Consider the following 24473-nt stretch of genomic DNA (forward strand, 5'->3'; position numbering starts at 1 on the left):
ACGGCAGGCGTGGCTCCGCGCGCTCGCAATATGCTGGCCTGCATGACGCTTGCCACCCTGGAACTCGCCGAATCCGCTCCCGATGCACAGCTGCTGGTGCTCCCCGTGATCCGGCTGGAGGAATCGCTCACCGTCTCGGCTCCCGCCGGGCTGCCGGACCTCGAGCCGTATCTCGAGGCCACGGGCTTCCTCGGCAAGAGCGGCGAGACGCAGAAGATCGCCATCCCGGTCGACGGGGGTGTCCGGGCGGCCATCGCCCTCGGTCTCGGCGACGCGAGCGACGAGGAGCAGGCGAGGCGAGCAGGAGGCGCCCTGGCTCGCGCGGTCGCCACCTCGGCCATCTCCATCGATGTCGACGCCCTCGACCCAGCGATCCGCGAGGCTGTCCTCCTCGGCGCCGTGCTGGCCAGCTACCGCTTCACGCCCTACAAGTCCGAGGAAGATGACGCCGCGCTGGCGACGATCAGCGTCGTGACTGCCGATGACGCTCGCGCATCCGCCGAGATCGCCAGGGTGAGCGCCATCGCGTCGTCCGTCGCTCTGGTCCAGGACGCCGTCAACACGCCACCGAACGACCTCCCGCCCGCCGCCCTCGCCGACATCGCGGTGCGAGTCGCAGAGTCGAAGGGCATCGAGTCCCGGGTCTGGGACGCCGAGCAGCTGCGCGAGGGGGGCTTCGGCGGCCTGACGGCCGTTGGACAGGGCTCCTCGCGCGGCCCACGTCTCGTCCGTCTCGACTACCGGCCGGAAGGCGCGCAACTGCACGTCGCGCTCGTCGGGAAGGGCATCACCTTCGACACAGGCGGGCTCTCGCTCAAGCCAGCCGGCTCGATGGTCGGCATGAAGTTCGACATGGCCGGAGCGGCGACGATCGTCGGCGTCCTCCAGGCCGCGGTCGAGCTCGACATCAAGGTCGCGATCACGGGCTGGCTCTGCATCGCCGAGAACATGCCTTCGAGCACGGCCACACGACCCGACGACGTCGTGACGATCTACGGAGGCAAGACCGTCGAGATCACCAACACCGACGCGGAGGGCCGCATCGTCATGGCCGACGGCATCGCCGCTGCCAGCGAGGAGCACCCCGACCTCATCATCGACATCGCGACGCTGACCGGCGCCCAGATCGTCGCCCTGGGCGACCGGACCACCGCGGTCATGGGCAACGACGACGCCTGGACCAGCAGCGTCGTCGAGGCATCGCGCTCGATCGGCGAGCCCTCCTGGGCGATGCCCATCCCGGAGGAGGTCGGCGACACGCTCAAGTCCCCCGTCGCGGACCTCGCCAACATGCGCTCCGGCAACCGCTCGGCCGGCATGCTCGTCGCGGCCGCGTTCCTCGAGCGCTTCGTCGGCGAACGAGCCGACGGCGAAGGTGCCATCCCCTGGGTGCACCTCGACATCGCGGGCCCCTCGAACAACACCTCGGCCGCCTACGGCTACGTCCCCAAGGGCGCCACCGGCGTCATGGTGCGAACGCTCATCGCACTGCTCGAGTCCCGTTCCTGAGCTGGTTATTCCTGCCAGTTCGACGCGTGTAGGCTTCCCTGAGGGGTAATTTCGCCGCGCGTGGCGACCAGAAACCGGCCGCCGCTTCTCTATGAATTCCATTGAGGGAGTTTTCCGGGTGTCAGAACACAATTTCGACCTCGTCGTCCTTGGCGGAGGAAGTGCGGGATACGCCGCAGCTATCCGCGCCGTTCAGCTGGGCTCAACCGTCGCTCTGGTTGAGAAGGACAAGCTCGGAGGCACCTGCCTCCACCGTGGCTGCGTGCCTACGAAGGCCATGCTCCACGCGGCAGAGCTTGCCGACAACGCACACGAGGCATCATCGGTCGGTGTGCTCACCGAGTTCCAGGGCGTCGACATCGTGAAGGTCAACGCCTTCCGCGAGGGCATCGTCGCCAGCAAGTTCAAGGGCCTCCAGGGCCTCCTGAAGGCCAAGGGCGTCACCGTCTTCCAGGGAGAGGGAAAGCTCGTCTCCCCCACGACCGTCCAGGTCGGAGACGACACGCTCACGGGCAAGAACGTCGTCCTCGCAACCGGGTCCTTCTCGCGTTCGCTGCCGGGCCTCGAGATCTCGGGCAACGTCATCACGAGCGAGCAGGCGCTCGAGCTCGAGTGGCTCCCGAACCGCGTCGTCATCCTCGGTGGCGGCGTCATCGGCCTGGAGTTCGCCAGCGTCTGGCGTTCGTTCGGCGTCGAGGTCACGATCGTCGAGGGCCTCAAGCACCTCGCTCCCGCTGAAGAGGAGTCCGTCTCCAAGCAGCTCGAGCGCGCCTACAAGAAGCGTGGCATCGACTTCAAGCTCGGCGTCCGCTTCAAGGGCGTCACGCAGGACGAGTACGGCGTGCACGTCGAGCTCGAGTCGGGCGACGTGCTCGACGCAGACCTGCTCCTCGTCGCAGTCGGTCGCGGCCCTGTGACCAACGGCATCGGCCTCGAAGAGGTCGGCGTCACGACGGACCGCGGCTTCGTGCCCGTCGACGAGACACTGCAGACCAACGTCCCCGGCGTCTACGCCATCGGCGACATCGTGCCCGGCCTCCAGCTCGCGCACCGCAGCTACCAGCACGGCATCTTCGTCGCCGAGCAGATCGCCGGCCTCAACCCCGTGCAGGTCGAGGACATCAACATCCCGAAGATCACGTACTCCGACCCTGAGATCGCATCTGTCGGCTACTCCGAGGCGAAGGCGAAGGAGAAGTTCGGCGACGACGCCATCTCCACGGCCGAGTACAACCTCGCGGGCAACGCGAAGAGCTCGATCCTCGGCACAAGCGGCACCGTCAAGCTCGTGCGCGTCAACGACGGCCCGATCGTCGGTGTCCACATGATCGGCGGCCGCGTCGGCGAGCTCGTGAGCGAAGCTCAGCTCATCGTCAACTGGGAGGCCTACCCAGAGGACGTCGCGCACCTCATCCACGCCCACCCGACGCAGGGTGAGACGATCGGCGAGGCAGCGCGTCTGCTCGCCGGAGTCCCGCTGCACGCCCTCTGACCAGCCAGAACCACTCAAGGAGAACCCACATCATGAGCGAAGACGTAACGCTCCCGGCACTCGGCGAGAGTGTCACCGAAGGAACCGTCACCCGCTGGCTGAAGAGCGTCGGCGACACCGTCGAGGTCGACGAGCCACTGCTCGAGGTCTCGACGGACAAGGTCGACACCGAGATCCCGTCGCCCATCGCCGGCGTCCTCGAGGAGATCCTCGTGGGCGAAGACGAGACCGTCGAGGTCGGCGCAGTGCTCGCTCGCCTCGGCGACGGCTCCGGCGCGTCGTCCTCGGACGACAGCGCCCCTAAGGCCGAAGAGGCTCAGGCCGAGCCCGAGGTCGAGGAAGCAGCCGAGTCGACCTCGCAGCCCGCCGCGGCTCCCGAGGCCGAAGAGGCCCCTGCAGACAAGGAAGACGAGGGCTACGCAGAGCCGGCTCCCGAGAAGGAGACGACGTCTGAGGCTCCCGCGAAGCAGGCAGCGACCCCTGCCGCGCAGACGGCGCAGCAGTCCGCTTCCGCTCCGAAGCCGCCGGCGCAGCCCAAGCAGCCTTCGCAGCCCAAGCAGGCTGGTGAGACGGCTCAGGCCGCCTCGAGCTCCGACCCCCGCTACGTCACGCCGCTCGTTCGCAAGCTCGCGGCAGACGCTGGCGTCGACCTCTCGAAGGTCCAGGGCACCGGAGTCGGCGGGCGCATCCGCAAGGAAGACGTCGTCGCCTTCGCGGAGTCGAGCAAGTCCGCAGCTCCGGCAGCGGCAGCCACGGCCGGCACCCCCGGCGAGCCCACTCCGTTCGAGGTCTCCGAGCTGCGTGGCACGACGGCGAAGATGTCGCGTCTCCGCAAGGTCGTCGCCGAGCGTGCTGTCGCTTCGATGAACTCGACGGCCCAGCTCACGACGGTCGTCGAGGTCGACGTGACTCGCATCGCGCAGCTGCGCGACCGCGTCAAGGGCGACTTCCACGCGAAGACGGGCAACAAGCTCTCGTTCCTGCCGTTCTTCACCCTTGCGGCGGCGGAAGCGCTCCAGAGCTTCCCGATCATCAACTCCACGGTCGACGGAGATTCCATCGTCTACCCGGAGTCCGAGAACATCGCGATGGCTGTCGACACCGAGCGCGGCCTGCTCACGCCGGTCATCAAGAAGGCGTCGCAGTTCGACATCGCCGGCCTCGCGGGGCAGATCGCTGATCTCGCCGAGCGCACGCGCGACAACAAGCTGCTCCCGGACGAGCTGGCCGGCGGAACGTTCACGGTCACGAACACGGGCTCGCGCGGCGCGCTGTTCGACACGCCAGTCGTCTTCCTCCCGCAGAGCGCGATCCTCGGGACCGGGATCGTCGCGAAGCGGCCGGCTGTCGTGAAGACGGCAGACGGCCAGGAGTCCATCGCGATTCGCTCGCTGGTCTTCCTCGCACTGAGCTACGACCACCGCATCATCGACGGTGCCGACGCGGCTCGCTTCCTCTCGCAGGTGAAGAACCGCCTCGAAGAGGGCGCGTTCGAAGGACAGCTCGGGCTCTAGAGCCGTCACTGGGGAGCTGCCGCTCCTCGGATATCCCGCAGACGCCAACCGGCCTCCCCACGAGTGATCGTGAGGGAGGCCGGTGGTGTCTCTGCGGCCTGAACCGCGTCCGCTGTCCACAGATCAACCACGACGAGGTCGCCGTAGCGATCCCTGAGTGTCGCCGCTGTCAGTCCCGCGAGCTGATCTGCTGCGCCCCCTCCGCGGGCGAGGTCCGCGTGCAGGCCAGGCGCGTCACTCTGGTAGACCTCCTCGAGGCAACCCGCCGTCTCGCTGGCAAGGCACTCGGCCCGCCGCTCGACCAGAGCCAGCACGGCGACGGTCGGATCCTCCGTCATGGTGCGTGCGCGCCAGTCAGGGGCCGCAGCTGAATCGGCGACGGGTGTCGCCTCTTCACCCGGCGGGTAACCGGAGCTCGGAGGGCCCGACTCAGCTGTCTGCGCAGGCCCAGCATCGCTCGTCGGCACGCTCGACGCCGACCCCTCTCCCCCACCAGGTACCTCGCCGAGCAGCCCCAGGGCCGCGGCGCAGATGCACAGGACCATCGCGGCAGCTGCCGCGATGCGAAAGGGGAGCCTGATGGTGCCCAGCGTGCGGCGCAGGAAGCCGGGCTGCCGACGCGCCCGCTGCCGCCTCCTGCCTCGCCCACCACGAGACGCCCGCTGATCGGGAGCCTCGGGGCGGTCTCGACGTCTGCCTTCCCCTCGGGCCCGCGCGGAGTGCGCGCGGCGGACGACTCTTCCTGCGCCTGCGTCATCGAAGTCGCCGTCCGCCTCGTCTGTGTTGTCGTCATCGCCGTCGAGCAACGAGTTGGTCAAGCGGCGTGTATCGGCACCCGCCGAAGCGAAGTCCTCGTGCTCGTCGACAGGCGGAGTCGCGTGAGGCAGCGTCGACTCGTGCGCCAGCAGGGCCCGGTGAGGAGTGCGCTCTCCCGCGGCCGGGTCCTGGATGTCCCTGGCGTCGTGCCAGGCGAAGAGCGCGTCGAGCAGCCGCTCTGGCAGCTCTGCATCCACGTCACCGCTCAGGCACCTATCGAGTTCGCGCTCGAGTGCCGCCGGGAGCTCGAGCTCGGTCGGCAGCTGAGCGAGCACCAGATCTGCGAAGCCCTCGAAGGCCTTCCAGTCACGGACGATGCCGGGCTGCAGCCGGTCGTCGGACCTCTCGAGGCGTGACAGCGTGTCCCACCTCTTGACGACGGGGCGCCCCTGGGCGGTGAGTCGAACGTCGTCGGGGCTCAAGCCGCCGAGAGCCAGACTCGCTCGGTGAAGCTCCGCGAGCGTCTCCGCGATCGGGGCGAGGATCGTCACGATCTCACCGGTCGAGAGGGGGTGGGTCCGGTCGAGTAGCTCCCCCACGCTGGAGCCGGTCGTCGCTTCGAGTACCGCCACGGTCTGTCGGTGGTCCGTCAGGCCCACATCCAGCAACGCGGGAACGCTCGGAGCGCTGATCTCGTCGAAGATCTCGCAGAGTTCGTTCAGTGTCGGGCCCCCGCTCGCCTCGACTTCAACGACAAGCTCGACCGTGCCGAGGAGTCCCGCCGCAGGACGCCGCGGGACGGAGACATCAGCCGCTCCGGAGAGCCATTCCTCCTCATCCGGTGCCGCCTGTTCCTTCGACACCGCCAGGAGGCGCTGCCAGGCACCCCTGTCGGCGAGCACCTCGACGACCCGCCAGCCCACGACGTCGAAGTACTCGGGGCGGTCGAAGCGGTCGGTTCCTGGCAGATTTCTGGCTCGCACGACGCGAGTCTGACGGTCCCGACACCCGTGGAGCGGGCCAGCTTCATCGTCTGTGGAGAAGTCGTCACGAGTCCGAATGTGAATACAGGGTGAAGTGCCGGTATTCTGGATGCACTATGGCGAACTCTCCACAAGCCAGCGCAGCAGCGGAAAAAGAACCAGGTCGCTTCAAGCAGATCTGGCAAGTCCTCAAGATGACGGTCAAGTACGACAAGACCGCACCTTGGATCATGGCCGCTGCCGTGCTCGTCCCCCTGATCATCGCAGCGCTCGTGAGCATCTTCCTGCCCGGATCGAACGCGCTCATCTGGATCCTCACGATGATCCTCGGCCTCATGGTCGGCGTGCTCCTCTTCATGTTCACGCTGAACTGGCGCGCCGAGCGGGTGGCCTTCGGGCAGCTCGAAGGGCGTGCCGGTGCAACCGGCCAGGTCCTCACCAGCGCCATGCGCGGAACCTGGCAGACCAGCGAGATGCCGGTCGCCTTCAACGCGAAGACGCAGGATGCGGTCTACCGTGCGATCGGCAAGCCCGGCGTTGTCATCCTCACTGAAGGCAGCAAGTCCGGCACCAAGCGACTGCTCGACGACGAGCGCCGCAAGACCGCGCGAATCCTGCCGAACGTGCCCATCCACCACTTCCACGTGGGGACGGGCGCCGACGACGTGAAGCTCGTCAAGGTGCGCAAGACCCTCAACAAGCTCCCGAAGAAGCTCACCAAGCCGGAGATCGTCGCCGTGACGAGCCGACTCAAGGCGCTCGGCAGCAACGCGCTCCCGATCCCCAAGGGCATCGACCCGATGCGGATGCGCTCCTCGCGTTCGCAGATGCGCTGATCCGCTGCATCCCCGCCAGAGACTCGCCCTGTCGCTCTACACGAGCCGCAGGGCGAGTTTTGTCATGATGTCGTGGCCGCCGCGCTGGTCGCTGTCCCAGACGAGCATGGGCAGCACGAGCGTCACGAGGAGCTGGCGGATGAGGGGACGCACGTAGCCGGGTGCTGAGCCATCGAGTCTGGTCACGCGCATCCGGAACAGCAGGTGTCCAGCCGAGCCCCCGAAGAGCATGATGCCGACGGAGCTCATGGAGAAGAAGAGGAGCAGGATCGCGATCGACTCGTAGTCGAAGAAGAGGAACGCGACGCCGGCAGCGAGGGCGTAGTCCACGATGAGGGCGGGGATGCGTCGACGCATGGGCCCAATCGAGCCTCGCCCTTCCTCGGGATAGCCGAGGCGGTAGCCCGGGTAGCGGTTATTCTCCGGGCGTGCGAACTCCGGACTGCTTGACTGTGCGGGCATCCGGACAGTTTACCTTCGCGATCCGAGCCTCCTCGGTGCGCATGCCCACATATCACGCTCTGCGTAACGTGCCCGAAACATAACAGTGACCAAGGGGCAACAGCGAGTGGTTAGCTTGTGACAGGACCCCGTCCGCCAACACCTTCGACACGACCCGGAGAAGCCATGTTCAAAGAACCGTCTGAAGTCCTCGCCTATATCGCCGATAACGATGTCAAGTTCCTCGACATCCGCTTCACCGACCTCCCGGGTGTGCAGCAGCACTTCAACATCCCCGCGTCGACCGTCGACGAGGAGTTCTTCTCCGTCGGCCAGCTCTTCGACGGCTCCTCGATCCGCGGTTTCGCGTCGATCCACGAGTCGGACATGCAGCTCATCCCCGACGTGACGACCGCGTACCTCGACCCGTTCCGCGACGCGAAGACCCTGATCATGGTCTTCGACATCTACAACCCGCGCACCGGTGAGATCTACCACCGCGACCCGCGCCAGGTCGCGAAGAAGGCTGTCGACTACCTGTCCTCGACCGGCATCGCCGACACGGCGTTCTTCGCTCCAGAGGCCGAGTTCTACATCTTCGACGACGTGCGCTACTCCGTGACGTCGAACCAGAGCTTCTACTCGGTCGACTCCGAAGAGGGTGCCTGGAACTCCGGCCGCGAGGAAGAAGGCGGCAACCTCGGCAACAAGACGCCGTTCAAGGGTGGCTACTTCCCCGTCTCCCCCGTCGACAAGACGGCAGACCTGCGCGACGACATCACGCTCAAGCTCATCGAGGCTGGTTTCATCCTCGAGCGCTCGCACCACGAGGTGGGCACCGGCGGGCAGCAGGAGATCAACTACCGCTTCGACACGATGGTCAGCGCTGCAGATGATATCCTGAAGTTCAAGTACATCGTCAAGAACACCGCTGAGCAGTGGGGCAAGTCGGCCACGTTCATGCCGAAGCCGCTCTATAACGACAACGGCTCGGGCATGCACACGCACCAGTCGCTCTGGAAGGACGGCGAGCCGCTCTTCTACGACGAGGCCGGCTACGGTTCGCTCTCCGACACGGCTCGCTGGTACATCGGCGGTCTGCTTGCGCACGCCAACTCGCTCGCAGCGTTCACCAACCCGACCACGAACTCCTACCACCGCCTGGTGAAGGGCTTCGAGGCTCCCATCAACCTGGTCTACTCGGCAGGAAACCGCTCGGCTGCGATCCGCATCCCGATCACGGGCTCCAACCCGAAGGCGAAGCGCATCGAGTTCCGCGCACCGGACGCCTCGGCCAACCCGTACCTCGCGTTCGCGGCCCAGCTCATGGCAGGCCTCGACGGTATCCAGAACCGCATCGAGCCGCACGAGCCCGTCGACAAGGACCTCTACGAGCTTCCCCCGGAAGAGGCGAAGAGCATCCCGCAGCTGGCCACCTCGCTGCCTGAGGCGCTCGCAGCTCTCGAGGCTGACCACGAGTACCTCACCAAGGGCAACGTCTTCACGCCGGAGCTCATCGAGAACTGGATCAACTACAAGACGGTCAACGAGGTGCAGCCGCTCGCGCAGCGCCCGCACCCGTACGAGTTCGAGCTCTACTACGGCGTCTAACTCGTCGAGGTAGCTCCACGCCCGGCCCGTCTCGCAAGCTGCGAGGCGGGCCGGGCGTTTTGCATCTGGCGGTGTGCGCGTCCGCGCCTCCGTGCCGTCCAGGTAGGCGCTGCATGGCATGGCAGGCTGGGTGGATGGATGAAGCAGAACTCCACGAGCAAGCTCTGGCCGCGATCGACCACCACAAGCGGTTCGCCGCGAGCATTCACGCCGCGGCCGTCCGTCGGCTCTCGTCCGAGCCGCAGAGCGAGGACTGGCACCGGCACAACGCGGACGTCGACAGCGCCATCGACGAGCTCCTCGCCCACGAATTCACGACGCCGAAGTCCGCGCTGCAGGCGCTCGCCTCGCATGAGGCCCAGCACGCCGTCGGCATCGGCAGGCAGTCCGGCCTCGACGCCGTCCTGATCGCCGACAGCCTCGAGCGCGCCATCATCGAGCAGCAGGCCGCTCAGTCCTAGGTCCTAGGCTCTCAGTCCTCGTGCCTCGTCCGCGTCTGACGGAGCAAGGAGCCGGCGGCTACTCGCCGTAGAAGAGCCGCTCGAACACGCGACGAGCGCGGCGGGTCTCGCCGAGGTAGTCGTCCTCGAGATGCGGGCCCGAGCCCGGCGCGTAGCCCAGCGCACGTGCCACAGCATCGAGCGTCGGACCGTCCTGGGGAAGCAGGTCGGACTGCTTGTTCGTCGCCAGGTACAGCGCCGAGCGCACCCGCGAGGCCAGCAGCCAGGCGTCACGAAGCTGGTTGGCGTCGGTTGGCGTCAGCAGCTCCTCGTCCTGTGCAGCGTCGATGGTGCCGAACGTCGACGTCGTCCGAAGGGACGTGCGGTGCGTCGCGTGCTGCAGCTGCAGCGTCTGAGCGAGCCACTCGACGTCGCTCAGCGAGCCGCGTCCGAGCTTGAGGTGTCGCGTCGGGTCCGCTCCCTGCGGCAGCCGCTCGTTCTCCACCCTCGCCTTGATGCGCCGCACCTCGCGAAGGCCGTCCTCGGACAGCTCCTTGCCGTACCGGACCTCGTCGACGAGGTCCATGAACCGGTCACGCACGTTGGCATCCCCGACGACGTCGTGGGCACGCAGGAGCGCCTGGGTCTCCCAGCCGAGCGACCAGCGGGCGTAGTAGCTGCGGTAGGCGGACAGCGACCGGACGAGGGGCCCGGACTTGCCCTCAGGGCGGAGCCCCGCATCCAGGTCGATCGGCATGCGCGGGTCGGCCGTGAACTCCACGATCCGGTGCACGAGCGACAGCGCTCGCCGACTCGCCAGGTCGGGGTTCTCGAAGTCGCCCTTCTCGAAGACGTAGAGGACGTCGAGATCCGAGCCGAAGCCGAGCTCGCGACCGCCGTAGCGGCCCATGGCGATGATCGCGAACGGCGGGTACTCGACCTTGTCGATACGTCGGACCGCGTCGTACGCACCCTGGAGTGTCGCCGTCGCGATATCGGAGAGGCCGGCTCCCGTCTGCTTGATGTCGATGAGGCTGAGGAGACCGCCGATGGCCAGGCGCAGGACCTCGCGCCGACGGAACGTGCGAAGGGCCCTCCGAAGGGCAACCTCGTCGTCGTGACGGCGGATCGTGGTGGCGACCTCGTCGAGCAGCGCGGTGAGGGTGCGGGGCTTCAGCTGGGCGTCGTCGTCCAGCCACTTCACCGCCTCCGGGTAGAGCTCGAAGAACTCTGCTGCGAACTTCGAGCCGGAGAGCAGCTGCGTGAGCCGCTTGGCCGCCGCCGAGCTGTCGCGCAGGAGTCTCAGGTACCACGCGGTGTCGCCGAGCCGCTCCGAGAGCTTCCTGAAGGCGAGGAAGCCGCTGTCGGGGTCGCTGCCCTGCGAGAACCAGTCGATGAGCACCGGCAGCAGCGTGCGCTGCATGATCGCTCTGCGGGACACCCCCTTCACGAGCGCAGTGATGTGCGCGAGCGCGCCCCGCGGGTCGAGGAAGCCGATGGCGCGCAGGCGAGCCTCCGCCTGGTCCGAGCTCAACGCGAACCCCTCGGTGGGCAGCGCCGCGACCGCGGAGAGCAGCGGGCGATAGAAGACCTTCTCGTGCAGACCGCGGACACGGAGCTTCACCCGCTGCCACTCGTCGGTGAGCTCGCGTGAATTCGCGAAGCTCGCCGAGCGAGCCAAGACGGCACGTTCGATGTCGCTTGTCGGCATGAGGTGCGTGCGCCGCAGGGCACGCAGCTGGATTCGGTGCTCGAGCAGGCGAAGGAACTCGTAGTCGGAGGAGAACTGATTCGCGTCGTCGCGCCCGATGTAGCCGCCCTCGCTGAGCGCCTCGAGCGCCGCGAGCGTCGACCGTTCCCTCACGGTCTCGTCATGCTGACCATGCACGAGCTGCAGGAGCTGGACAGTGAACTCGATGTCGCGGAGCCCGCCAGGTCCGAGCTTGATCTGCAGATCGACTTCCTCCGCAGGGATGTGCTCGGTCACGCGCTCGCGCATCGCCCGTACCTGGTCGACGAAGTCCGCGCGGCTGGCGCTCGCCCAGATCAGCGGCTCGACGCGGCGCTCGAATTCCTCTCCGAGCCTCAGGTCGCCCGCCATGGCCCTGGACTTGATGAGTGCCTGGAACTCCCAGTTCTTCGCCCACCGCTCGTAGTAGCGCGCGTACGAGTCGATCGTGCGCACCAGCGCACCGTCCTTGCCCTCCGGCCTGAGGTTGGCATCCACCTCCCAGAGCGCTGGCTCGATGTCCGTCGAGTCGATGACGCGCATCGTGAGGCTGGCGAGCCTCGTGCCGATCTCGACGGCCTTCGGGACAGCGACGCGCTCCGGATCGGACGATTCGGCGACGAACATGATGTCGACGTCGCTGATGTAGTTGAGCTCCTCGGCGCCGGCCTTGCCCATGCCGATCACCGAGAGGCGAACGCACTCGACGTCCTCGGCAGGGAAGCGTCCGAATCCGCTCGGTGGCGCCTGGGTCTCTGCACGGGCGACCATGATCGCGGCATCCAGCGTCTCTCCCGCGAGGTCGGCAAGAGCACGACTCACCTCGCGGACGCATCCGCGCTGGTCGTCCTGGGCCAGGTCGAAGGCGGTGATGCGGGCCAGTTCGGTGCGGTAGCGGATGCGGAGGGATCGAATCGCCTCAGAGCCCGTGATCTGCGCGACAGCCATGCCGAATCCGCCGTCGGCGTCCGCCTGGTCGGCGTCGACGCCGACACTCGCCGCCATCCGGCGTTGCAGCTCGGCGCGGGTCGGCAGCTCGGACTCGCCGGACTGCACGACCTCCATCGTGCGCGGGTGGCGCAGGAAGAACTCGGCCAGGCCTGTCGACGCCCCGAGCAGACGGACAACCGTCTTGGCGTTGGGTCGCTCCGCGAACAGCGAGTCGACGGCACTCGGGTGCTGCCGCGCGAGATACACGAGCCACTGGAGCGCCTGGTCCGGATCGGCGACGCGCTCGTCGACGACGGAGAACACGTCGTCTGCACGCACCCCGGTCAGCTCGGCGAGCTCCACAAGGCGCGGCTCGGCTTCGCTGGGCGCAGCGAAACCCGCCCTCGCGAGGCGCGTTCGCAGACCGTCAGAGCGCACGGCTTACAAGGAGTGCAGGTTCGAGGCGAGCTCGAACGGCGTCACCTGAGCGCGGTACTGCTTCCATTCCGCACGCTTGTTCGCGAGGAAGTAGGCGAAGACCTGCTCTCCGAGCGTCTCGGCGACGAGCTCCGAGTTCTCCATGATGGCGATGGCCTCGTTGAGGCTCGAGGGCAGCGGGTCGAAGCCGAGCACGCTGCGCTCACGCGGCGACATCTCCCAGATGTCTCCCTCGATCTCGGCAGGGAGCTCGTACTCCTCCGACACGCCCTTGAGGCCGGCCGACAACAGGACCGCGTACGCGAGATACGGGTTGGCCGCGGAGTCGATGCCGCGGTACTCGACCCGAGCCGAGCCGCCCTTGTTCGGCTTGTAGGTCGGGATGCGCACGAGCGCAGAGCTGTTGTTGTGGCCCCAGCACGCGTAGCTCGGGGCCTCGTCTCCGCCCCAGATGCGCTTGTAGGAGTTGACGAACTGGTTCGTCACAGCCGTGATCTCCGGCGCGTGCTTGAGGAGACCCGCGACGAAGTGCCTGCCGATCTTCGACAGCTGGTACTCGGCGCCCGGCTCGTGGAACACGTTCGTGTCGCCCTCGAAGAGCGAGACGTGCGTGTGCATGCCGCTGCCAGGGTGCTGCCACATCGGCTTGGGCATGAACGTGGCGTACACGCCCTGCTCGATGGCGACTTCCTTGACCACGGTGCGGAACGTCATGACGTTGTCGGCGGTGTTGAGCGCATCCGAGAACCTGAGGTCGATCTCGTTCTGCCCCGGGCCAGCCTCGTGGTGGCTGTACTCGACCGAGATGCCCAGGTCTTCCAGGATGCGCACTGCGCGACGACGGAAGTCGTGAGCGGTTCCGCCTGGCACGTTGTCGAAGTAGCCCGCATTGTCTGCCGGTACGGGCTCTCCGCTGAGCGCCTCGTCGGACTTCAGCAGGTAGAACTCGATCTCGGGGTGCACGTAGAAGGTGAAGCCCTGCGCCGACGCCACGTCCAGCGCACGGCGAAGCACGCGGCGCGGGTCGGTGACCGAGGGCTGCCCGTCCGGAGTGGAGATGTCGCAGAACATCCGAGCTGTCGGGTCGATCTCACCGCGCCACGGAAGCATCTGGAACGTCGACGGATCCGGGTGCAGGAGCATGTCGGCCTCAGACCGCCTCGTGAACCCCTCGACGGCTGAGCCGTCGAGTCCGATGCCCTCGTTGAAGGCACCCTCCACCTCCGCCGGTGCGATTGCCACGGACTTCAGTGTTCCGAGAACATCCGTAAACCACAGGCGGATGAACTTGATCCCGCGCTCCTCGATCTGGCGGAGTACGAAGTCCTGCTGCTTGTCCACTCGGGCTCCAATTCTTGTTGTGCGCCTCCCCCTAGGCTACTGGGCCTGAGGCCGCCCCGCCGTATGATGGCCTGCATGTCTCAGGCCAGTGCACCGAAGCGAGTCCGAATTCGACACTTTCAGACGGCCAAGGCCGCCGGCGAGCGCATCACCGCGCTCACGAGCTACGACGCCATGACCGCTGCGGTGTTTGACGAGGCAGGCATCGACGTGCTCCTCGTCGGAGACTCCGCGGCCACCACCGTGCTCGGTGAGACCTCGACGCTGCCCGTCACGGTCGACGAGCTGATTCCCATGGCACGCTCCGTCGCACGCGGCGTGTCGCGAGCCCTCGTCGTCGCAGATCTCCCGTTCGGCAGCTACGAGCGCGGACCCGAGCAGGCTCTGGACACCGCGGTCAGGTTCATGAAGGAGGCCGGCGTGCAGGCCGTGAAGCTCGAGGGCGGCGTGCGTTCGCAGGCCACCATCAAGCGCATCGTCGAGGCCGGGATCCCCGTGATGGCCCACATCGGCTACACCCCGCAGAGCGAGCACGGTCTCGGCGGGCACGTCGTGCAGGGCCGAGGCGACGCGGCGGAGCGAGTTCGAGCGGACGCTCGGGCGGTGCAGGACGCCGGCGCGTTCAGCGTGGTCCTCGAGATGGTCCCAGCCGTCCTGGCCGCGGAGATCACGCGGGAGCTCGTCATCCCGACCATCGGCATCGGCGCCGGTGCCGAGTGCGACGGCCAGATCCTCGTGTGGACCGACGCGATGGGCCTCGGCACCGGTCGCATGCCGCGCTTCGTGCGCAAGTACGCCGACCTGCGCGGCATCCTCCTCGACGCCGCATCGAGCTACCGCGACGAGGTCAAGTCAGGCGCGTTCCCCTCGGAGGCGGAGAGCTTCGAGGACCAGTCCGGCTAGGGCCGCCTCGAGAACGAGGAGGGACGCCGAAGCTCAGCGGTCCTCTTCGGCCTCTTCCTCAGCCCAGGCCTTCGCGCGCTCCTGAAGCTTCTCAGGGGCGCGCTTCGCCTCTGCCTCGGATGCGAACGGGCCGACGAGCTCTGAGCCGAGGGACTGCCGTCCGACCTCGACCTCGCCCGTGCGCGAGTTGTACCAGAATTCCTGTGCATGCGTATCGGTCATAGGCTCAAGCGTATGCCGAAAGACCCGAACACAGGACTCCTCATCCCCGGCCGCAGCGACCCGGCCAGATCCGTCCCAGCCGCCATCACCCGTCCGCCGTACGTCGGCAAGCAGGCGCCGGACAAGTGGACAGGCGGGGATGTCTACACGCTGGAGGAGATCGCCCGGATCGAGCGGGCATCCGCCATCGCCGCCGATGCCCTCGAGCACCTCGAGCAGTTCGCCGTCCCAGGCGTCACCACCGATGAGCTCGACAGCATCGCGCACGACTTCGTGACCGCGCGAGGCGCCTATCCGTCGACGCTCGGCTACCGCGGGTTCCCGAAATCGAGCTGCACCTCGCTCAACGAGGTGATCTGCCACGGGATCCCAGACGACACGGTGCTCGAATCCGGAGACATCCTCAACGTCGACATCACCGCCTACTTCGAGGGCATGCACGGAGACACGAACCGCATGTACCTCGTCGGCGACGTCGCCGACGAGTCGCGGCTGCTCGTCGAGCGCACGCACGAGGCCATGATGCGCGGCATAGCCGCAGCCAAGCCGGGGCGGCAGGTCAACGTCATCGGGCGCGTCATCGAGAAGTACGCGGGCAGGTTCGGCTACGGGGTCGTGCGCGACTACACGGGCCACGGTGTCGGTGGCGCCTTCCACTCCGGCCTGATCATCCCGCACTACGACTCCCCGCAGCACACCACGGTCATCGAAGAGGGAATGGTCTTCACCGTCGAGCCGATGCTCACGCTCGGGACCTCGGACTGGCGCCTCTGGGATGATGGCTGGACCGTCGTGACCTCCGATGGCTCTCGGTGCGCGCAGTGGGAGCACACCGTCGTCGTCACCTCAGACGGCCCGCGGCTCCTCACCGTGCCATCGGCCTGACGGCGCGAACGGGCACCCCGCTCCCGATATGCTCACACGCATGGGCAAGAGCAGAGCCACCAAGGCCATCGGCATCGACATCGGCGGCACCGGCATCAAGGGGGCGCTCGTCGACCTCCGCACGGGCGAGCTGCTCTCCAAGCGGCGCAAGGTGCCGACGCCGGTCGGCGGTGACCCGCGCGAGGTCATCGACGCGACCATGGAGATCGTCCGCAAGATCTGGGACAAGGACCTCGACGGCGACACGGACGTCCCGGTGGGCATCAGCGTTCCCGCCATCGTCAAGCACGGGGTGACGCGTTCCGCGGCCAACATCTCGCCGCGCTGGATCGACTTCGCCGCCAGAGCAGCCTTTTCGGAGGCGGTCGGACGCGAAGTGGCGCTCGCGAACGATGCAGACGCGGCCGGCATCGCGGAGGTGCGCTTCGGCGTCGCGCACGGGCGACTCGACAGCGTCATCATGACGACGCTCGGCACCGGGATCGGGACGGCCATGTTCTACGGGGGCCACCTGTTCCCGAACTCCGAGCTCGGGCATATCAGCATCGGCGACCACAGCGACTACGAGAAGTTCGCCTCGTCCAAGGTGCGCGAGCGCGATGAGCTGTCGTTCTCGGAATGGGGTTCGCGACTCACTCCCTATTACCGTCAGCTCGAGGCGCTCTTCTCCCCCGATGTCTTCATCGTCTCGGGTGGCATCTCCAAGCAGGCAGACGAGTTCCTGCACTACATCGACGTCGAGACCCCCATCGTCGTCGCCGAGTTCATGAACAACGCTGGCATCGTCGGCTCAGCGTGCCTCGCAGCTGAGCACTGGGTCTGATCCCCGACCCCAGACTCGCGCTGAACCGAACCACGGAGGCCGGGCCGGAAGCCAGAACAGCTTCAAGCCCGGCACCGCGACCAAGAGGGTGAGCAGGCCGACCGATACGCCGGGTTCTGTCCCGATGTGAATCGGGGGCGGCCATCTCTCTCGCGCACACGTTGCCGCGTGCATCTAGCGGCCTACCCGGGGACTCGGCGAGCAGCGTCGTCATCCCCTGTATGGCCTTGCTCCGGACGAGGTTTACCTTGCGGCGACTGTCACCAGGCGCCCGGTGGGCTCTTACCCCACCCTTTCACCCTTACCCCTGCATCCCGAAGGACGCGGCGGGGCGGTCTGCTTTCTGTGGCACTGTCTCGCGGGTTTCCCCGGGTGGGCGTTACCCACCGTCCTGCTCTGCGGAGCCCGGACGTTCCTCGGCATGGCTTCCCATGACGCGACCGCCTGGTCGACCTGCTCACGCACCATCGTAGTGCCTGGAGAACGCTCCGAAGATTGTTCAGACAATCTGACTCAACGCGGGCGAATGACGCTTCCGTAAGCAGGGATCAGAGCGAGGAACGTGCCATATTCACCGCAGCTGGACATCCCTTCATAACGACTTAGTGAACGGCGTGGATCAACTGAGGAGTTCGTGTACGCTCCAAAAGCGCACGGCATTTCCACACGCAGCTCTCAGGAATGCCGTAGCCGAACCGACGCGCTCTTGCAGCGAGTCTGGGCAATGACTGCCCAGAACGGCGGTTCGCTCGCAGTCAAGGACTTAAGGAGGAGTTCAATGACAACATCCACGAAGCGACGTGCCGCAACATCGGTTGCCGCACTCGCAGTCGCCGGTCTCGCCCTGACCGCCTGTTCCGGTGGACCCGGAGTGCAGGACAGCTCGGGCGGCCCAAGCGACAACAAGGTCACGATCTACGGCACGATCGTCGACGCCGAAGCCGAGCTCCTCGAGGAATCGTGGGCCGGCTGGGCGGAAGAGAACGGCATCGAGATCGTCTACGAAGGCTCAAAGGAGTTCGAGACGCAGATCTCCGTTCGAGCCCAGGGCGGTACCCCACCAGACATCGCCATCTTCCCGCAGCCCGGCCTCATGGGCGACCTCGCCAGTGGCGGCCTGCTCACCGAGGCACCGGAAGGCGTCGTCAGCAACCTCGAGCAGTACTGGTCGGAAGACTGGAAGACGTACTCCTCGTACGACGGCACGGTCTACGGGGCGCCACTCATGGCGAACCTCAAGGGCTTCGTCTGGTACTCGCCGAAGTTCTTCAAGGACAACGGATACGAAGTGCCGAAGACGTGGGAAGAGCTCATCACGCTCACCGGCGAGATCCAGGCCAAGACCGGAACCGCGCCCTGGTGCGCCGGGTTCGGCTCCGACGCCGCAACCGGATGGCCTGGCACCGACTGGATCGAAGACCTGGTCATCCGCCAGCAGGGACCAGAGGTCTACGACCAGTGGGTCGCGAACGAGATTCCCTTCACCGACCCGCGCATCCAGGCCGCGTTCGATGAAGCAGGCAAGATCCTCACGAACCCCGACTACGTCAACGCCGGCTTCGGCGACGTGCGCTCCATCAACTCGACCGCGTTCGGCGACCCAGCCGCAAAGCTCGTCGACGGCACATGCGCGCTGCACCACCAGGCTTCGTTCTACGACGGCTTCATCACCGAAGCGGGCGGCACGGTCGGTGAGGACGGCGACGTCTGGGCCTTCATGACTCCGCCCGTCGAGGGCAAGGAACTCGCCGTCACGGGCGGCGGCGAGATCGTGGGATCGTTCAACGCGGACGAGGACACGGTCAAGGTCCAGGAGTACCTCTCCAGCCCTGAGTGGGCGAACAGCCGCGTCTCCCTCGGCGGCGTGATCAGCGCGAACACGGGTCTCGACCCGGCAAGCGCGTCCAGCCCCATCCTGCAGGAGTCCATCGCGATCCTCCAGGACCCGGCGACGACCTTCCGCTTCGACGGATCTGACCTCATGCCCTCGGCAGTGGGAGCAGGAACGTTCTGGAAGGGCATCATCGACTGGATCAACGGCACGGACGTCAACACCGTGACCACCCAGATCGAATCAGGCTGGCCCTCCAGCTAAGCACCGTGTTGTGGAGCACTCGGCCTCGCGCCGGGTGCTCCACACGCATTCCACCGCACGGACGACGACGTCCCCCGCGCACGTGCTTGTCTGCCACCCTGGAAGGTCACAATGGCAAGTTTCTTCACGTGGCTGGCCCAACTGCCGCCACTCCTGCAAGTCCCGATCGTCATCATCGCGTTCCTCGCGGTGGTTGCGCTCATCGTCTACTTCGTCGAGCTCGCGCCTCGACCCGGCAAGAAATACACGATCCTGCGGCTCGTCGTCTGCATCGCAGTCCCAGTCGCACTCGTGTTCATCCTCGGCACCTACACCTGGGCGGCGATCGTCGCCATCCTGCTCGGTGCCCTGCTCTTCTGGTTCGACCAGAGGTCGCGTGAAGGCGCCGGCTACCTGATCGGCCTCATCGGCTTCCTCGCACCTGCCCTGATCCTGGTGATCATCGGACTCATCGTCCCGAGCATCCAGACCACCGGCCAGGCGTTCACGAACAAGGCCGGCGACTTCGTCGGCCTCGAGAACTTCATCTGGATCTTCACGCAGCCAAGCGGGATCCGGACCGTCCTCAACACGATCATCTGGGTCGTCGTGACGCCGATCCTGTCGACGGTCGCGGGCCTCGCCTACGCCGTGTTCATCGACAAGTCGCGTGGTGAGAAGTTCCTGAAGGCGCTCGTGTTCATGCCCATGGCGATCTCGTTCGTCGGCGCGTCCATCATCTTCAGGTTCATGTACACGGCACGACCAGCCGATCAGGACCAGATCGGCCTCCTCAACCAGATCATCGTCTGGTTCGGCGGGCAGCCATACGACTTCCTCGCCGAGTCGCCACTGAACACGTTCTTCCTCATCATCGTGCTCATCTGGGTGCAGACCGGCTTCGCCATGGTCGTGCTCTCGGCCGCCATCAAGGGCGTTCCGATGGACCAGATCGAAGCCGCGTCCCTGGACGGCGCCAACCCGTGGCAGCGGTTCATCAATGTCACGGTCCCCGGCATCCGCTCCTCGCTCGTCGTCGTCGTCACGACGATCTCCATCGCCTCGCTCAAGGTCTTCGACATCGTTCGCACGATGACCGCAGGCGCGAACGACACGAGCGTCATCGCGAACGAGATGTACACGCAGTTCAAGACCTTCGAGACCGGACGATCGGCCGCCTTCGCGGTCGTGCTGTTCATCCTCGTGCTGCCGATCATCATCTACAACGCGAACCAGATGAAGAAGCAGAGGGAGATCCGATGAGCGCCATCGTTCCAGTCGAACTGCCCGTCGACACGAAGACGGCGGAGCAGCTCGCACGAGGCGAGAAGAGCACAAGCGGCAAGGTGAAGAAGAACCTCACCAGCCGCTGGGCCACCATCGCGGCGATCACGATCGCCGTGGTGTGGACCATCCCGACCTTCGGGCTCTTCGTCTCCTCGTTCCGGCCCAAGGCGGAGGTCGTCAGCACCGGCTGGTGGACGATCTTCCAGAACTGGGGCCTGACCTTCGACAACTACGTCGAAGTGCTCGCCTCCGGCAATACGCAGCTCACGATGGCGCAGGCGTTCCTGAACTCCATCGTCATCGCGCTCCCCGCGACGGTCATCCCGCTCGCGATCGCACTGCTCGCCGCGTACGCGTTCGCGTGGATGGACTTCAAGGGCAAGAACTGGCTGTTCATCCTCGTCTTCGCCCTCCAGGTCGTGCCGATCCAGATGGCACTCGTGCCGCTGCTGCAGCTCTTCGCCCGCGGTGAGATCTTCGGTGTCCCCGTGATCGCCGCGTTCGGAGCAGACGCTGGCTTCGCACAGGTGTGGATCGCTCACTCGATCTTCGCCATGCCGCTCGCCATCTTCCTGCTGCACAACTTCATCTCGGAGATCCCACGTGAGGTCATCGAGGCAGCTCGCGTCGACGGTGCGAGCCACGGCCAGATCTTCTTCCGCATCATCGTCCCGCTGACGCTGCCCGCCGTGGCCTCGTTCGGCATCTTCCAGTTCCTCTGGGTCTGGAACGATCTGCTGGTCGCGCTCGTCTTCGCGGACGGTGCGGTGGCTCCCATGACGAAGCTGCTTGCCGAGATCACGGGTTCGCGTGGTCAGGAGTGGCCGCTGCTCACGGCTGGTGCGTTCCTCTCCATCCTCGTGCCCCTCATCGTGTTCTTCTCGCTGCAGCGCTACTTCGTCCGCGGCCTGCTGGCAGGATCCACGAAGGGCTAGTCCGGTCGGCGCCCTCGGGTGCTCGCATCACACGACTGAGGGGGAGCCAGCCGGCTCCCCCTCAGTCGTGCGGTGACGCAGCGGTGTGCGGTGCTCGCTCCCCCGCTCCCCCAACTGCATCGCTCCGACGCGTCTCTTTGTTGGCGCAGCAGAACGCCCTCCCCAGATCTGTGATCTCGGGAGGGCGTTCGCAGCTCTGGAGCAGAGTGCTAGTTGGCGGCTCCGCTCGCGAGAGCGTCGTTCGCCTCCTGCAGGCGGATGGCCTCCGTGAGCGCACCGCTGATGCGCTGCTCGGTCTCCGGGTCGAAGATGTGGATGTGGTCGTTGTCCGTGGTGACGTAGATCGTCTCGCCCACCTCAGGGTGGCTGCGGCCGTCGACGCGAGCGACGATGTCCGTGCGTGTTCCGTCGATGATCGAGTGGCCGTAGAGGTAGCCCTCAGCGCCCAGCTCCTCGACGAGGTCGACCTCGACCTTGAGGCCCGGCTTCTCCTCGCGCGAGATGATGATGTCGTCGGGGCGGACTCCGACCGTGGCGGTACCGGACTTGAGCTTTGCCAGCGTCGCGCGCTCGAGCGGGATGATGTCGGTTCCGAAGCGCACGCCCTCGGAGGTGAGGTCGGCGCCGAAGATGTTCATCGACGGGCTGCCGATGAAGCCGGCGACGAAGACGTTCTTCGGCTTCGCGTAGAGCTCGCGCGGCGTTCCCACCTGCTGGAGGACCCCGTCCTTGAGGACCGCGATGCGGTCACCCATCGTGAGGGCCTCGGTCTGGTCGTGCGTGACGTAGACCGTGGTGACGCCGAGGCGGCGGGTGAGGCTCGCGATCTGGGTACGCGTCTGCACACGGAGCTTCGCGTCCAGGTTGGAGAGCGGCTCGTCCATGAGGAAGACCTGAGGGCTGCGCACGATGGCGCGGCCCATGGCGACACGCTGACGCTGACCACCGGAAAGCGCCTTCGGCTTGCGGTCGAGGTACGGCTCGAGGTCGAGGATCTTGGCGGCCTCGAGGACTCGCTTGGCGCGCTCTTCCTTGTTGATGCCGGCGATCTTGAGCGCGAAGCCCATGTTCTCGCCGACCGTCATGTGCGGGTAGAGCGCGTAGCTCTGGAACACCATCGCGATATCGCGGTCCTTGGGCGGGAGGTGCGTGACGTCGCGGTCGCCGATCAGGATGCGGCCGTGGTTCACCTCTTCGAGCCCTGCCAGCATGCGCAGCGATGTGGACTTGCCACAGCCGGATGGTCCGACGAGGACGAGGAACTCTCCGTCGTCGATCTCGAGATCCAGGCTGTCGACCGCGGGACGAGCGCCCTCGGTGTAGACGCGCGAGGCGCTTTCAAAGGTCACAGTTGCCATAGGAGTACTCCCTCATTACCGGCAGGTACGTGCCGGACGATCCGTAGTAATAGGTGAGGAGCAACGATGCGTTTCACTTCAAGCGACGCCGTCGGCGCTCCGCCACTGAGTATGTCAGAACTCAGCGGCGGGCGCTCGACTTTCTCGGATCAGAGCGCGGATTTCTCCGTGCGCACCAGGACGGCGCCTGAGTCCGGGCAGATCACGACGTCATCCGGCGCGGCGCGGCGGATCTTCTCGAGCTCGGGTCGGTCGAGGGCCACGTTGGTTCCCGTCGTGATGTTGCCGATCAGCTCGGCCGCGCCGACGCCGTAGCGCTCGCGCTGCTTCTCGTACAGCGCGACGAGGTCGGCTGGCAGGCTCGCGAGGACGCTCGCCCGCTGCTCGGAGAGGACACGGTACTCGCCCTTGAGGTTGTCGCGAGCGGCGTCGCGCAGAACGGTGAGCTCCCGCGCACGGTCCTCGACGCTTCGCTGGGACTCGAGCGCGCCTTCGTGTGCCGCGGTCTGCTCCTCCACGCGCTGCATGACCACGAGCTCGCCGTCCTCGAGTATCGTCCGGCGCCGCTGGAGCACCTCGATCTCGCGCTGCAGCGCCTCGATGTCCTTCCGGCTCGATGCACCCTGCAGCCGGTCGTTGTCGCGCTTCAGGCGCGCCTCGACGGTCTCCACGTCCGACTCGATCTTCTTGAGTTCGCTGCGCGAGTCCTCGAGCTGCCCGAGCAGCTGCACGACCTCGGCACGGTGCTTCGTCCGTTCCTCGTCGAGGGCGTTCAGATGGTGCTGCTCTGGCAGGTTCTTCGCGACGTGCTGCACACGGCGGCGCTTGGTGTCGACCTCGGCCAGGTCGAGCAGGCGGCGCTGGTCTGCTTCGCTGGCCTTCATGCCTGGCCCCGGTTCATGTCTTGGTTGTCGTTCATAGTTCCCTCATTCTGTCGTGAAGTCGTGTGCCGCCCGCGCAGGGCGCGCACGTGGCCCGCCGCGCATTACTGGGGGATGGCGAACTCCCACGGGTCGGTGCGGAGCTCGGACACCTCGACGTCGAGCTGCGGGAATTCCGCGCGCAGCTCGCGAGCAGCATGGTCGAGCCACAGCCACTCGCTCGCCCAGTGCGAGGTGTCGATGAGTGCGGGCCCTCGACCGCGTGCGAGTGTCTGCTCGAGCGACTCCGAGGCCGGGTGATGGCGGAGATCGCTCGTGATGTAGACGTCGGCGCCGACGACCTTCGGGTCCTCGAGCAGCGAGTCTCCGGCTCCGCCGCACAGCGCGACGGTCTCCACGAGGCGGTCGAAGGAGCCAGCTGCGCGGATCCCCGTCGCGGTTGCCGGCAGGATGCCCGCGAGAGCCCGTGCGAGCACCCCGAGCGTCATGGGCTGCGGCAGGACGCCGACGCGTCCGAGGCCGCGGTCGGGGTTGCCTGCGGACGGCACGATCGGCGTGACCTGCTCGAGCCGGAGCGCAGCGGCGAGCGCCGCCGAGGTGCCGGTCTCCACGACGTCGGCGTTCGTGTGCGCTGCGAGAAGCGCGCAGTCCGCGCGGATGAGCTGCGCGAGGAGCGAGCCCTTCGCGCTCGACTCCGCCACGGTCGTGACGCCGCGCAGAAGCAGCGGATGATGCACGAGCAGGAGGTCAGCGGATGTGTCGACGGCTTCACTCACGGTCAGCTGGGCGGCATCGACTGCCAGGAGGATGCGGCCCACCTCAGCGTCGAGCGCGCCGGAGACGAGACCGACCGAGTCCCAGGACTCCGCTCCTGACGAGGGCCAGTTCCGCTCTCCGAAAATGAGCACGTCGCGCAGTCGGGTCACCATGGGGCGATTCTACCGGCGGTGCTGCCGTCGGGTGCCGCACTTTCCGCGTAGTGTTAGCACTCCGAAGCTCCCTCCCCCGGAGTCCTTCTCCCAGAGTTTCCCCCAGGAGACCTCTTGTCAGAGCAACAGCGTCGTGCTGTCCCAAATCCCGCAAAG

20 protein-coding genes and 1 other RNA gene are annotated in these 24473 nt (G+C 66.6%); 12 read left to right on the top strand and 9 right to left on the bottom strand.

All coding sequences use genetic code 11. The features are described 5' to 3' along the window. The first annotated feature begins 42 nt into the window (after nt 1-42). The 3 genes from C5E10_RS08980 to sucB all read left to right on the top strand — a co-directional run bounded on the left by C5E10_RS08980 (nt 43) and on the right by sucB (nt 4515). Nucleotides 43-1509, top strand: a complete 1467-nt coding sequence (locus tag C5E10_RS08980; RefSeq protein ID WP_104331399.1) for a leucyl aminopeptidase — start codon at nt 43-45, stop codon at nt 1507-1509. A gap of 91 nt (nt 1510-1600) precedes the next feature. Then, entirely contained in the window at nt 1601-3001 is a 1401-nt protein-coding gene (gene lpdA, locus C5E10_RS08985) for a dihydrolipoyl dehydrogenase (protein WP_374953494.1), read from the top strand. Nucleotides 3002-3033: 32 nt separating this feature from the next. Continuing rightward, nucleotides 3034-4515, top strand: a complete 1482-nt coding sequence (gene sucB / locus C5E10_RS08990) for a 2-oxoglutarate dehydrogenase, E2 component, dihydrolipoamide succinyltransferase (protein ID WP_104331319.1) — start codon at nt 3034-3036, stop codon at nt 4513-4515. A gap of 5 nt (nt 4516-4520) precedes the next feature. Here sucB and C5E10_RS08995 read toward each other — a convergent pair whose 3' ends face one another. Beyond that, complete coding sequence (locus tag C5E10_RS08995) at nt 4521-6254, bottom strand: hypothetical protein (RefSeq protein ID WP_104331320.1); 1734 nt, start codon at nt 6252-6254, stop codon at nt 4521-4523. A 116-nt stretch (nt 6255-6370) separates the two neighbouring features. Here C5E10_RS08995 and C5E10_RS09000 point away from each other — a divergent pair, with 116 nt between their 5' ends. Then, entirely contained in the window at nt 6371-7090 is a 720-nt protein-coding gene (locus C5E10_RS09000) for a DUF4191 domain-containing protein (RefSeq protein WP_104298719.1), read from the top strand. A gap of 36 nt (nt 7091-7126) precedes the next feature. On the opposite strand, the gene C5E10_RS09005 is transcribed toward C5E10_RS09000, so the two are convergent. Continuing rightward, nucleotides 7127-7552, bottom strand: coding sequence for an RDD family protein (locus tag C5E10_RS09005; RefSeq protein ID WP_104241362.1), 426 nt, complete (start codon nt 7550-7552; stop codon nt 7127-7129). 165 nt (nt 7553-7717) lie between these two features. Here C5E10_RS09005 and glnA (C5E10_RS09010) point away from each other — a divergent pair, with 165 nt between their 5' ends. Together glnA (C5E10_RS09010) and C5E10_RS09015 are read left to right on the top strand one after the other, a co-directional pair. After that, complete coding sequence (glnA, locus tag C5E10_RS09010; protein WP_068492563.1) at nt 7718-9142, top strand: type I glutamate--ammonia ligase; 1425 nt, start codon at nt 7718-7720, stop codon at nt 9140-9142. Nucleotides 9143-9276: 134 nt separating this feature from the next. Next, complete coding sequence (locus C5E10_RS09015; RefSeq protein ID WP_104331321.1) at nt 9277-9603, top strand: hypothetical protein; 327 nt, start codon at nt 9277-9279, stop codon at nt 9601-9603. 58 nt (nt 9604-9661) lie between these two features. Here C5E10_RS09015 and C5E10_RS09020 read toward each other — a convergent pair whose 3' ends face one another. Both C5E10_RS09020 and glnA (C5E10_RS09025) read right to left on the bottom strand, forming a co-directional pair. Further along, the gene (locus tag C5E10_RS09020; protein WP_104331322.1) at nt 9662-12679 is read right to left on the bottom strand and encodes a bifunctional [glutamine synthetase] adenylyltransferase/[glutamine synthetase]-adenylyl-L-tyrosine phosphorylase; all 3018 of its coding nucleotides are present in this window, start codon (nt 12677-12679) and stop codon (nt 9662-9664) included. Between the two features lie 3 nt (nt 12680-12682). Continuing rightward, nucleotides 12683-14020: a type I glutamate--ammonia ligase gene (glnA, locus tag C5E10_RS09025; protein ID WP_104241365.1), complete on the bottom strand. Its 1338-nt coding sequence runs from the start codon at nt 14018-14020 to the stop codon at nt 12683-12685. Nucleotides 14021-14095: 75 nt separating this feature from the next. On the opposite strand from glnA (C5E10_RS09025), the gene panB reads away from it, so the two are divergent. Continuing rightward, nucleotides 14096-14923 (top strand): 3-methyl-2-oxobutanoate hydroxymethyltransferase, encoded by an 828-nt coding sequence (gene panB, locus C5E10_RS09030; RefSeq protein ID WP_228502331.1) that lies wholly within the window; start codon nt 14096-14098, stop codon nt 14921-14923. Nucleotides 14924-14956: 33 nt separating this feature from the next. Here the strand turns inward: panB and C5E10_RS09035 are convergent, their stop codons facing one another. Then, complete coding sequence (locus C5E10_RS09035) at nt 14957-15145, bottom strand: hypothetical protein (RefSeq protein ID WP_104241367.1); 189 nt, start codon at nt 15143-15145, stop codon at nt 14957-14959. Nucleotides 15146-15157: 12 nt separating this feature from the next. Between C5E10_RS09035 and map the strand changes: the two genes are divergently transcribed. Then, on the top strand, nt 15158-16030 hold the full coding sequence (gene map / locus C5E10_RS09040) for a type I methionyl aminopeptidase (RefSeq protein WP_104331323.1): 873 nt from the start codon (nt 15158-15160) through the stop codon (nt 16028-16030). Between the two features lie 40 nt (nt 16031-16070). Then, nucleotides 16071-16853 carry a polyphosphate--glucose phosphotransferase gene (gene ppgK, locus C5E10_RS09045; protein WP_104242077.1) on the top strand — a complete coding sequence of 261 codons (783 nt, stop codon included), beginning with the start codon at nt 16071-16073 and terminating at the stop codon, nt 16851-16853. Between the two features lie 89 nt (nt 16854-16942). On the opposite strand, the gene rnpB is transcribed toward ppgK, so the two are convergent. Next, an RNA gene (rnpB, locus tag C5E10_RS09050) (RNase P RNA component class A) lies at nt 16943-17309 on the bottom strand. Between the two features lie 322 nt (nt 17310-17631). Between rnpB and C5E10_RS09055 the strand changes: the two genes are divergently transcribed. The 3 genes from C5E10_RS09055 (at nt 17632) to C5E10_RS09065 (ending at nt 21149) form a co-directional block, all read left to right on the top strand. Next, on the top strand, nt 17632-18948 hold the full coding sequence (locus C5E10_RS09055) for an ABC transporter substrate-binding protein (RefSeq protein WP_104241369.1): 1317 nt from the start codon (nt 17632-17634) through the stop codon (nt 18946-18948). Nucleotides 18949-19059: 111 nt separating this feature from the next. Continuing rightward, nucleotides 19060-20190 (top strand): carbohydrate ABC transporter permease, encoded by a 1131-nt coding sequence (locus tag C5E10_RS09060; RefSeq protein WP_104331324.1) that lies wholly within the window; start codon nt 19060-19062, stop codon nt 20188-20190. Further along, a complete protein-coding gene (locus C5E10_RS09065) occupies nt 20187-21149 on the top strand; it encodes a carbohydrate ABC transporter permease (RefSeq protein WP_104241371.1) in 963 nt (320 codons plus the stop codon). Before C5E10_RS09060 ends, C5E10_RS09065 begins: the two co-directional genes overlap by 4 nt. 209 nt (nt 21150-21358) lie before the next feature. Here the strand turns inward: C5E10_RS09065 and C5E10_RS09070 are convergent, their stop codons facing one another. The 3 genes from C5E10_RS09070 to C5E10_RS09080 all read right to left on the bottom strand — a co-directional run bounded on the left by C5E10_RS09070 (nt 21359) and on the right by C5E10_RS09080 (nt 24317). After that, nucleotides 21359-22507 (bottom strand): ABC transporter ATP-binding protein, encoded by a 1149-nt coding sequence (locus C5E10_RS09070; RefSeq protein WP_104331325.1) that lies wholly within the window; start codon nt 22505-22507, stop codon nt 21359-21361. Between the two features lie 149 nt (nt 22508-22656). Further along, on the bottom strand, nt 22657-23391 hold the full coding sequence (locus tag C5E10_RS09075) for a zinc ribbon domain-containing protein (RefSeq protein WP_104241373.1): 735 nt from the start codon (nt 23389-23391) through the stop codon (nt 22657-22659). 101 nt (nt 23392-23492) lie between these two features. Then, nucleotides 23493-24317: a Nif3-like dinuclear metal center hexameric protein gene (locus C5E10_RS09080; protein ID WP_104331326.1), complete on the bottom strand. Its 825-nt coding sequence runs from the start codon at nt 24315-24317 to the stop codon at nt 23493-23495. Nucleotides 24318-24473 lie beyond the last annotated feature (156 nt).

The sequence above is a fragment of the Pseudoclavibacter sp. RFBG4 genome (genome assembly GCF_002931515.1).
Taxonomy (GTDB): domain Bacteria; phylum Actinomycetota; class Actinomycetes; order Actinomycetales; family Microbacteriaceae; genus Pseudoclavibacter.

What these genes read in the sequence shown, in the direction of transcription:
- C5E10_RS08980 (WP_104331399.1), top strand. Translation starts at nt 43, where the DNA reads ATGACGCTTGCCACCCTGGAACTCGCCGAATCCGCTCCCGATGCACAG.
- lpdA (WP_374953494.1), top strand. Translation starts at nt 1,601, where the DNA reads ATGAATTCCATTGAGGGAGTTTTCCGGGTGTCAGAACACAATTTCGAC.
- sucB (WP_104331319.1), top strand. Translation starts at nt 3,034, where the DNA reads ATGAGCGAAGACGTAACGCTCCCGGCACTCGGCGAGAGTGTCACCGAA.
- C5E10_RS09000 (WP_104298719.1), top strand. Translation starts at nt 6,371, where the DNA reads ATGGCGAACTCTCCACAAGCCAGCGCAGCAGCGGAAAAAGAACCAGGT.
- C5E10_RS09005 (WP_104241362.1), bottom strand. Translation starts at nt 7,552, where the DNA reads ATGCCCGCACAGTCAAGCAGTCCGGAGTTCGCACGCCCGGAGAATAAC.
- glnA (WP_068492563.1), top strand. Translation starts at nt 7,718, where the DNA reads ATGTTCAAAGAACCGTCTGAAGTCCTCGCCTATATCGCCGATAACGAT.
- C5E10_RS09015 (WP_104331321.1), top strand. Translation starts at nt 9,277, where the DNA reads ATGGATGAAGCAGAACTCCACGAGCAAGCTCTGGCCGCGATCGACCAC.
- panB (WP_228502331.1), top strand. Translation starts at nt 14,096, where the DNA reads ATGTCTCAGGCCAGTGCACCGAAGCGAGTCCGAATTCGACACTTTCAG.
- C5E10_RS09035 (WP_104241367.1), bottom strand. Translation starts at nt 15,145, where the DNA reads ATGACCGATACGCATGCACAGGAATTCTGGTACAACTCGCGCACGGGC.
- map (WP_104331323.1), top strand. Translation starts at nt 15,158, where the DNA reads ATGCCGAAAGACCCGAACACAGGACTCCTCATCCCCGGCCGCAGCGAC.
- ppgK (WP_104242077.1), top strand. Translation starts at nt 16,071, where the DNA reads ATGGGCAAGAGCAGAGCCACCAAGGCCATCGGCATCGACATCGGCGGC.
- C5E10_RS09055 (WP_104241369.1), top strand. Translation starts at nt 17,632, where the DNA reads ATGACAACATCCACGAAGCGACGTGCCGCAACATCGGTTGCCGCACTC.
- C5E10_RS09060 (WP_104331324.1), top strand. Translation starts at nt 19,060, where the DNA reads ATGGCAAGTTTCTTCACGTGGCTGGCCCAACTGCCGCCACTCCTGCAA.
- C5E10_RS09065 (WP_104241371.1), top strand. Translation starts at nt 20,187, where the DNA reads ATGAGCGCCATCGTTCCAGTCGAACTGCCCGTCGACACGAAGACGGCG.
- C5E10_RS09070 (WP_104331325.1), bottom strand. Translation starts at nt 22,507, where the DNA reads ATGGCAACTGTGACCTTTGAAAGCGCCTCGCGCGTCTACACCGAGGGC.
- C5E10_RS09075 (WP_104241373.1), bottom strand. Translation starts at nt 23,391, where the DNA reads ATGAAGGCCAGCGAAGCAGACCAGCGCCGCCTGCTCGACCTGGCCGAG.
- C5E10_RS09080 (WP_104331326.1), bottom strand. Translation starts at nt 24,317, where the DNA reads ATGGTGACCCGACTGCGCGACGTGCTCATTTTCGGAGAGCGGAACTGG.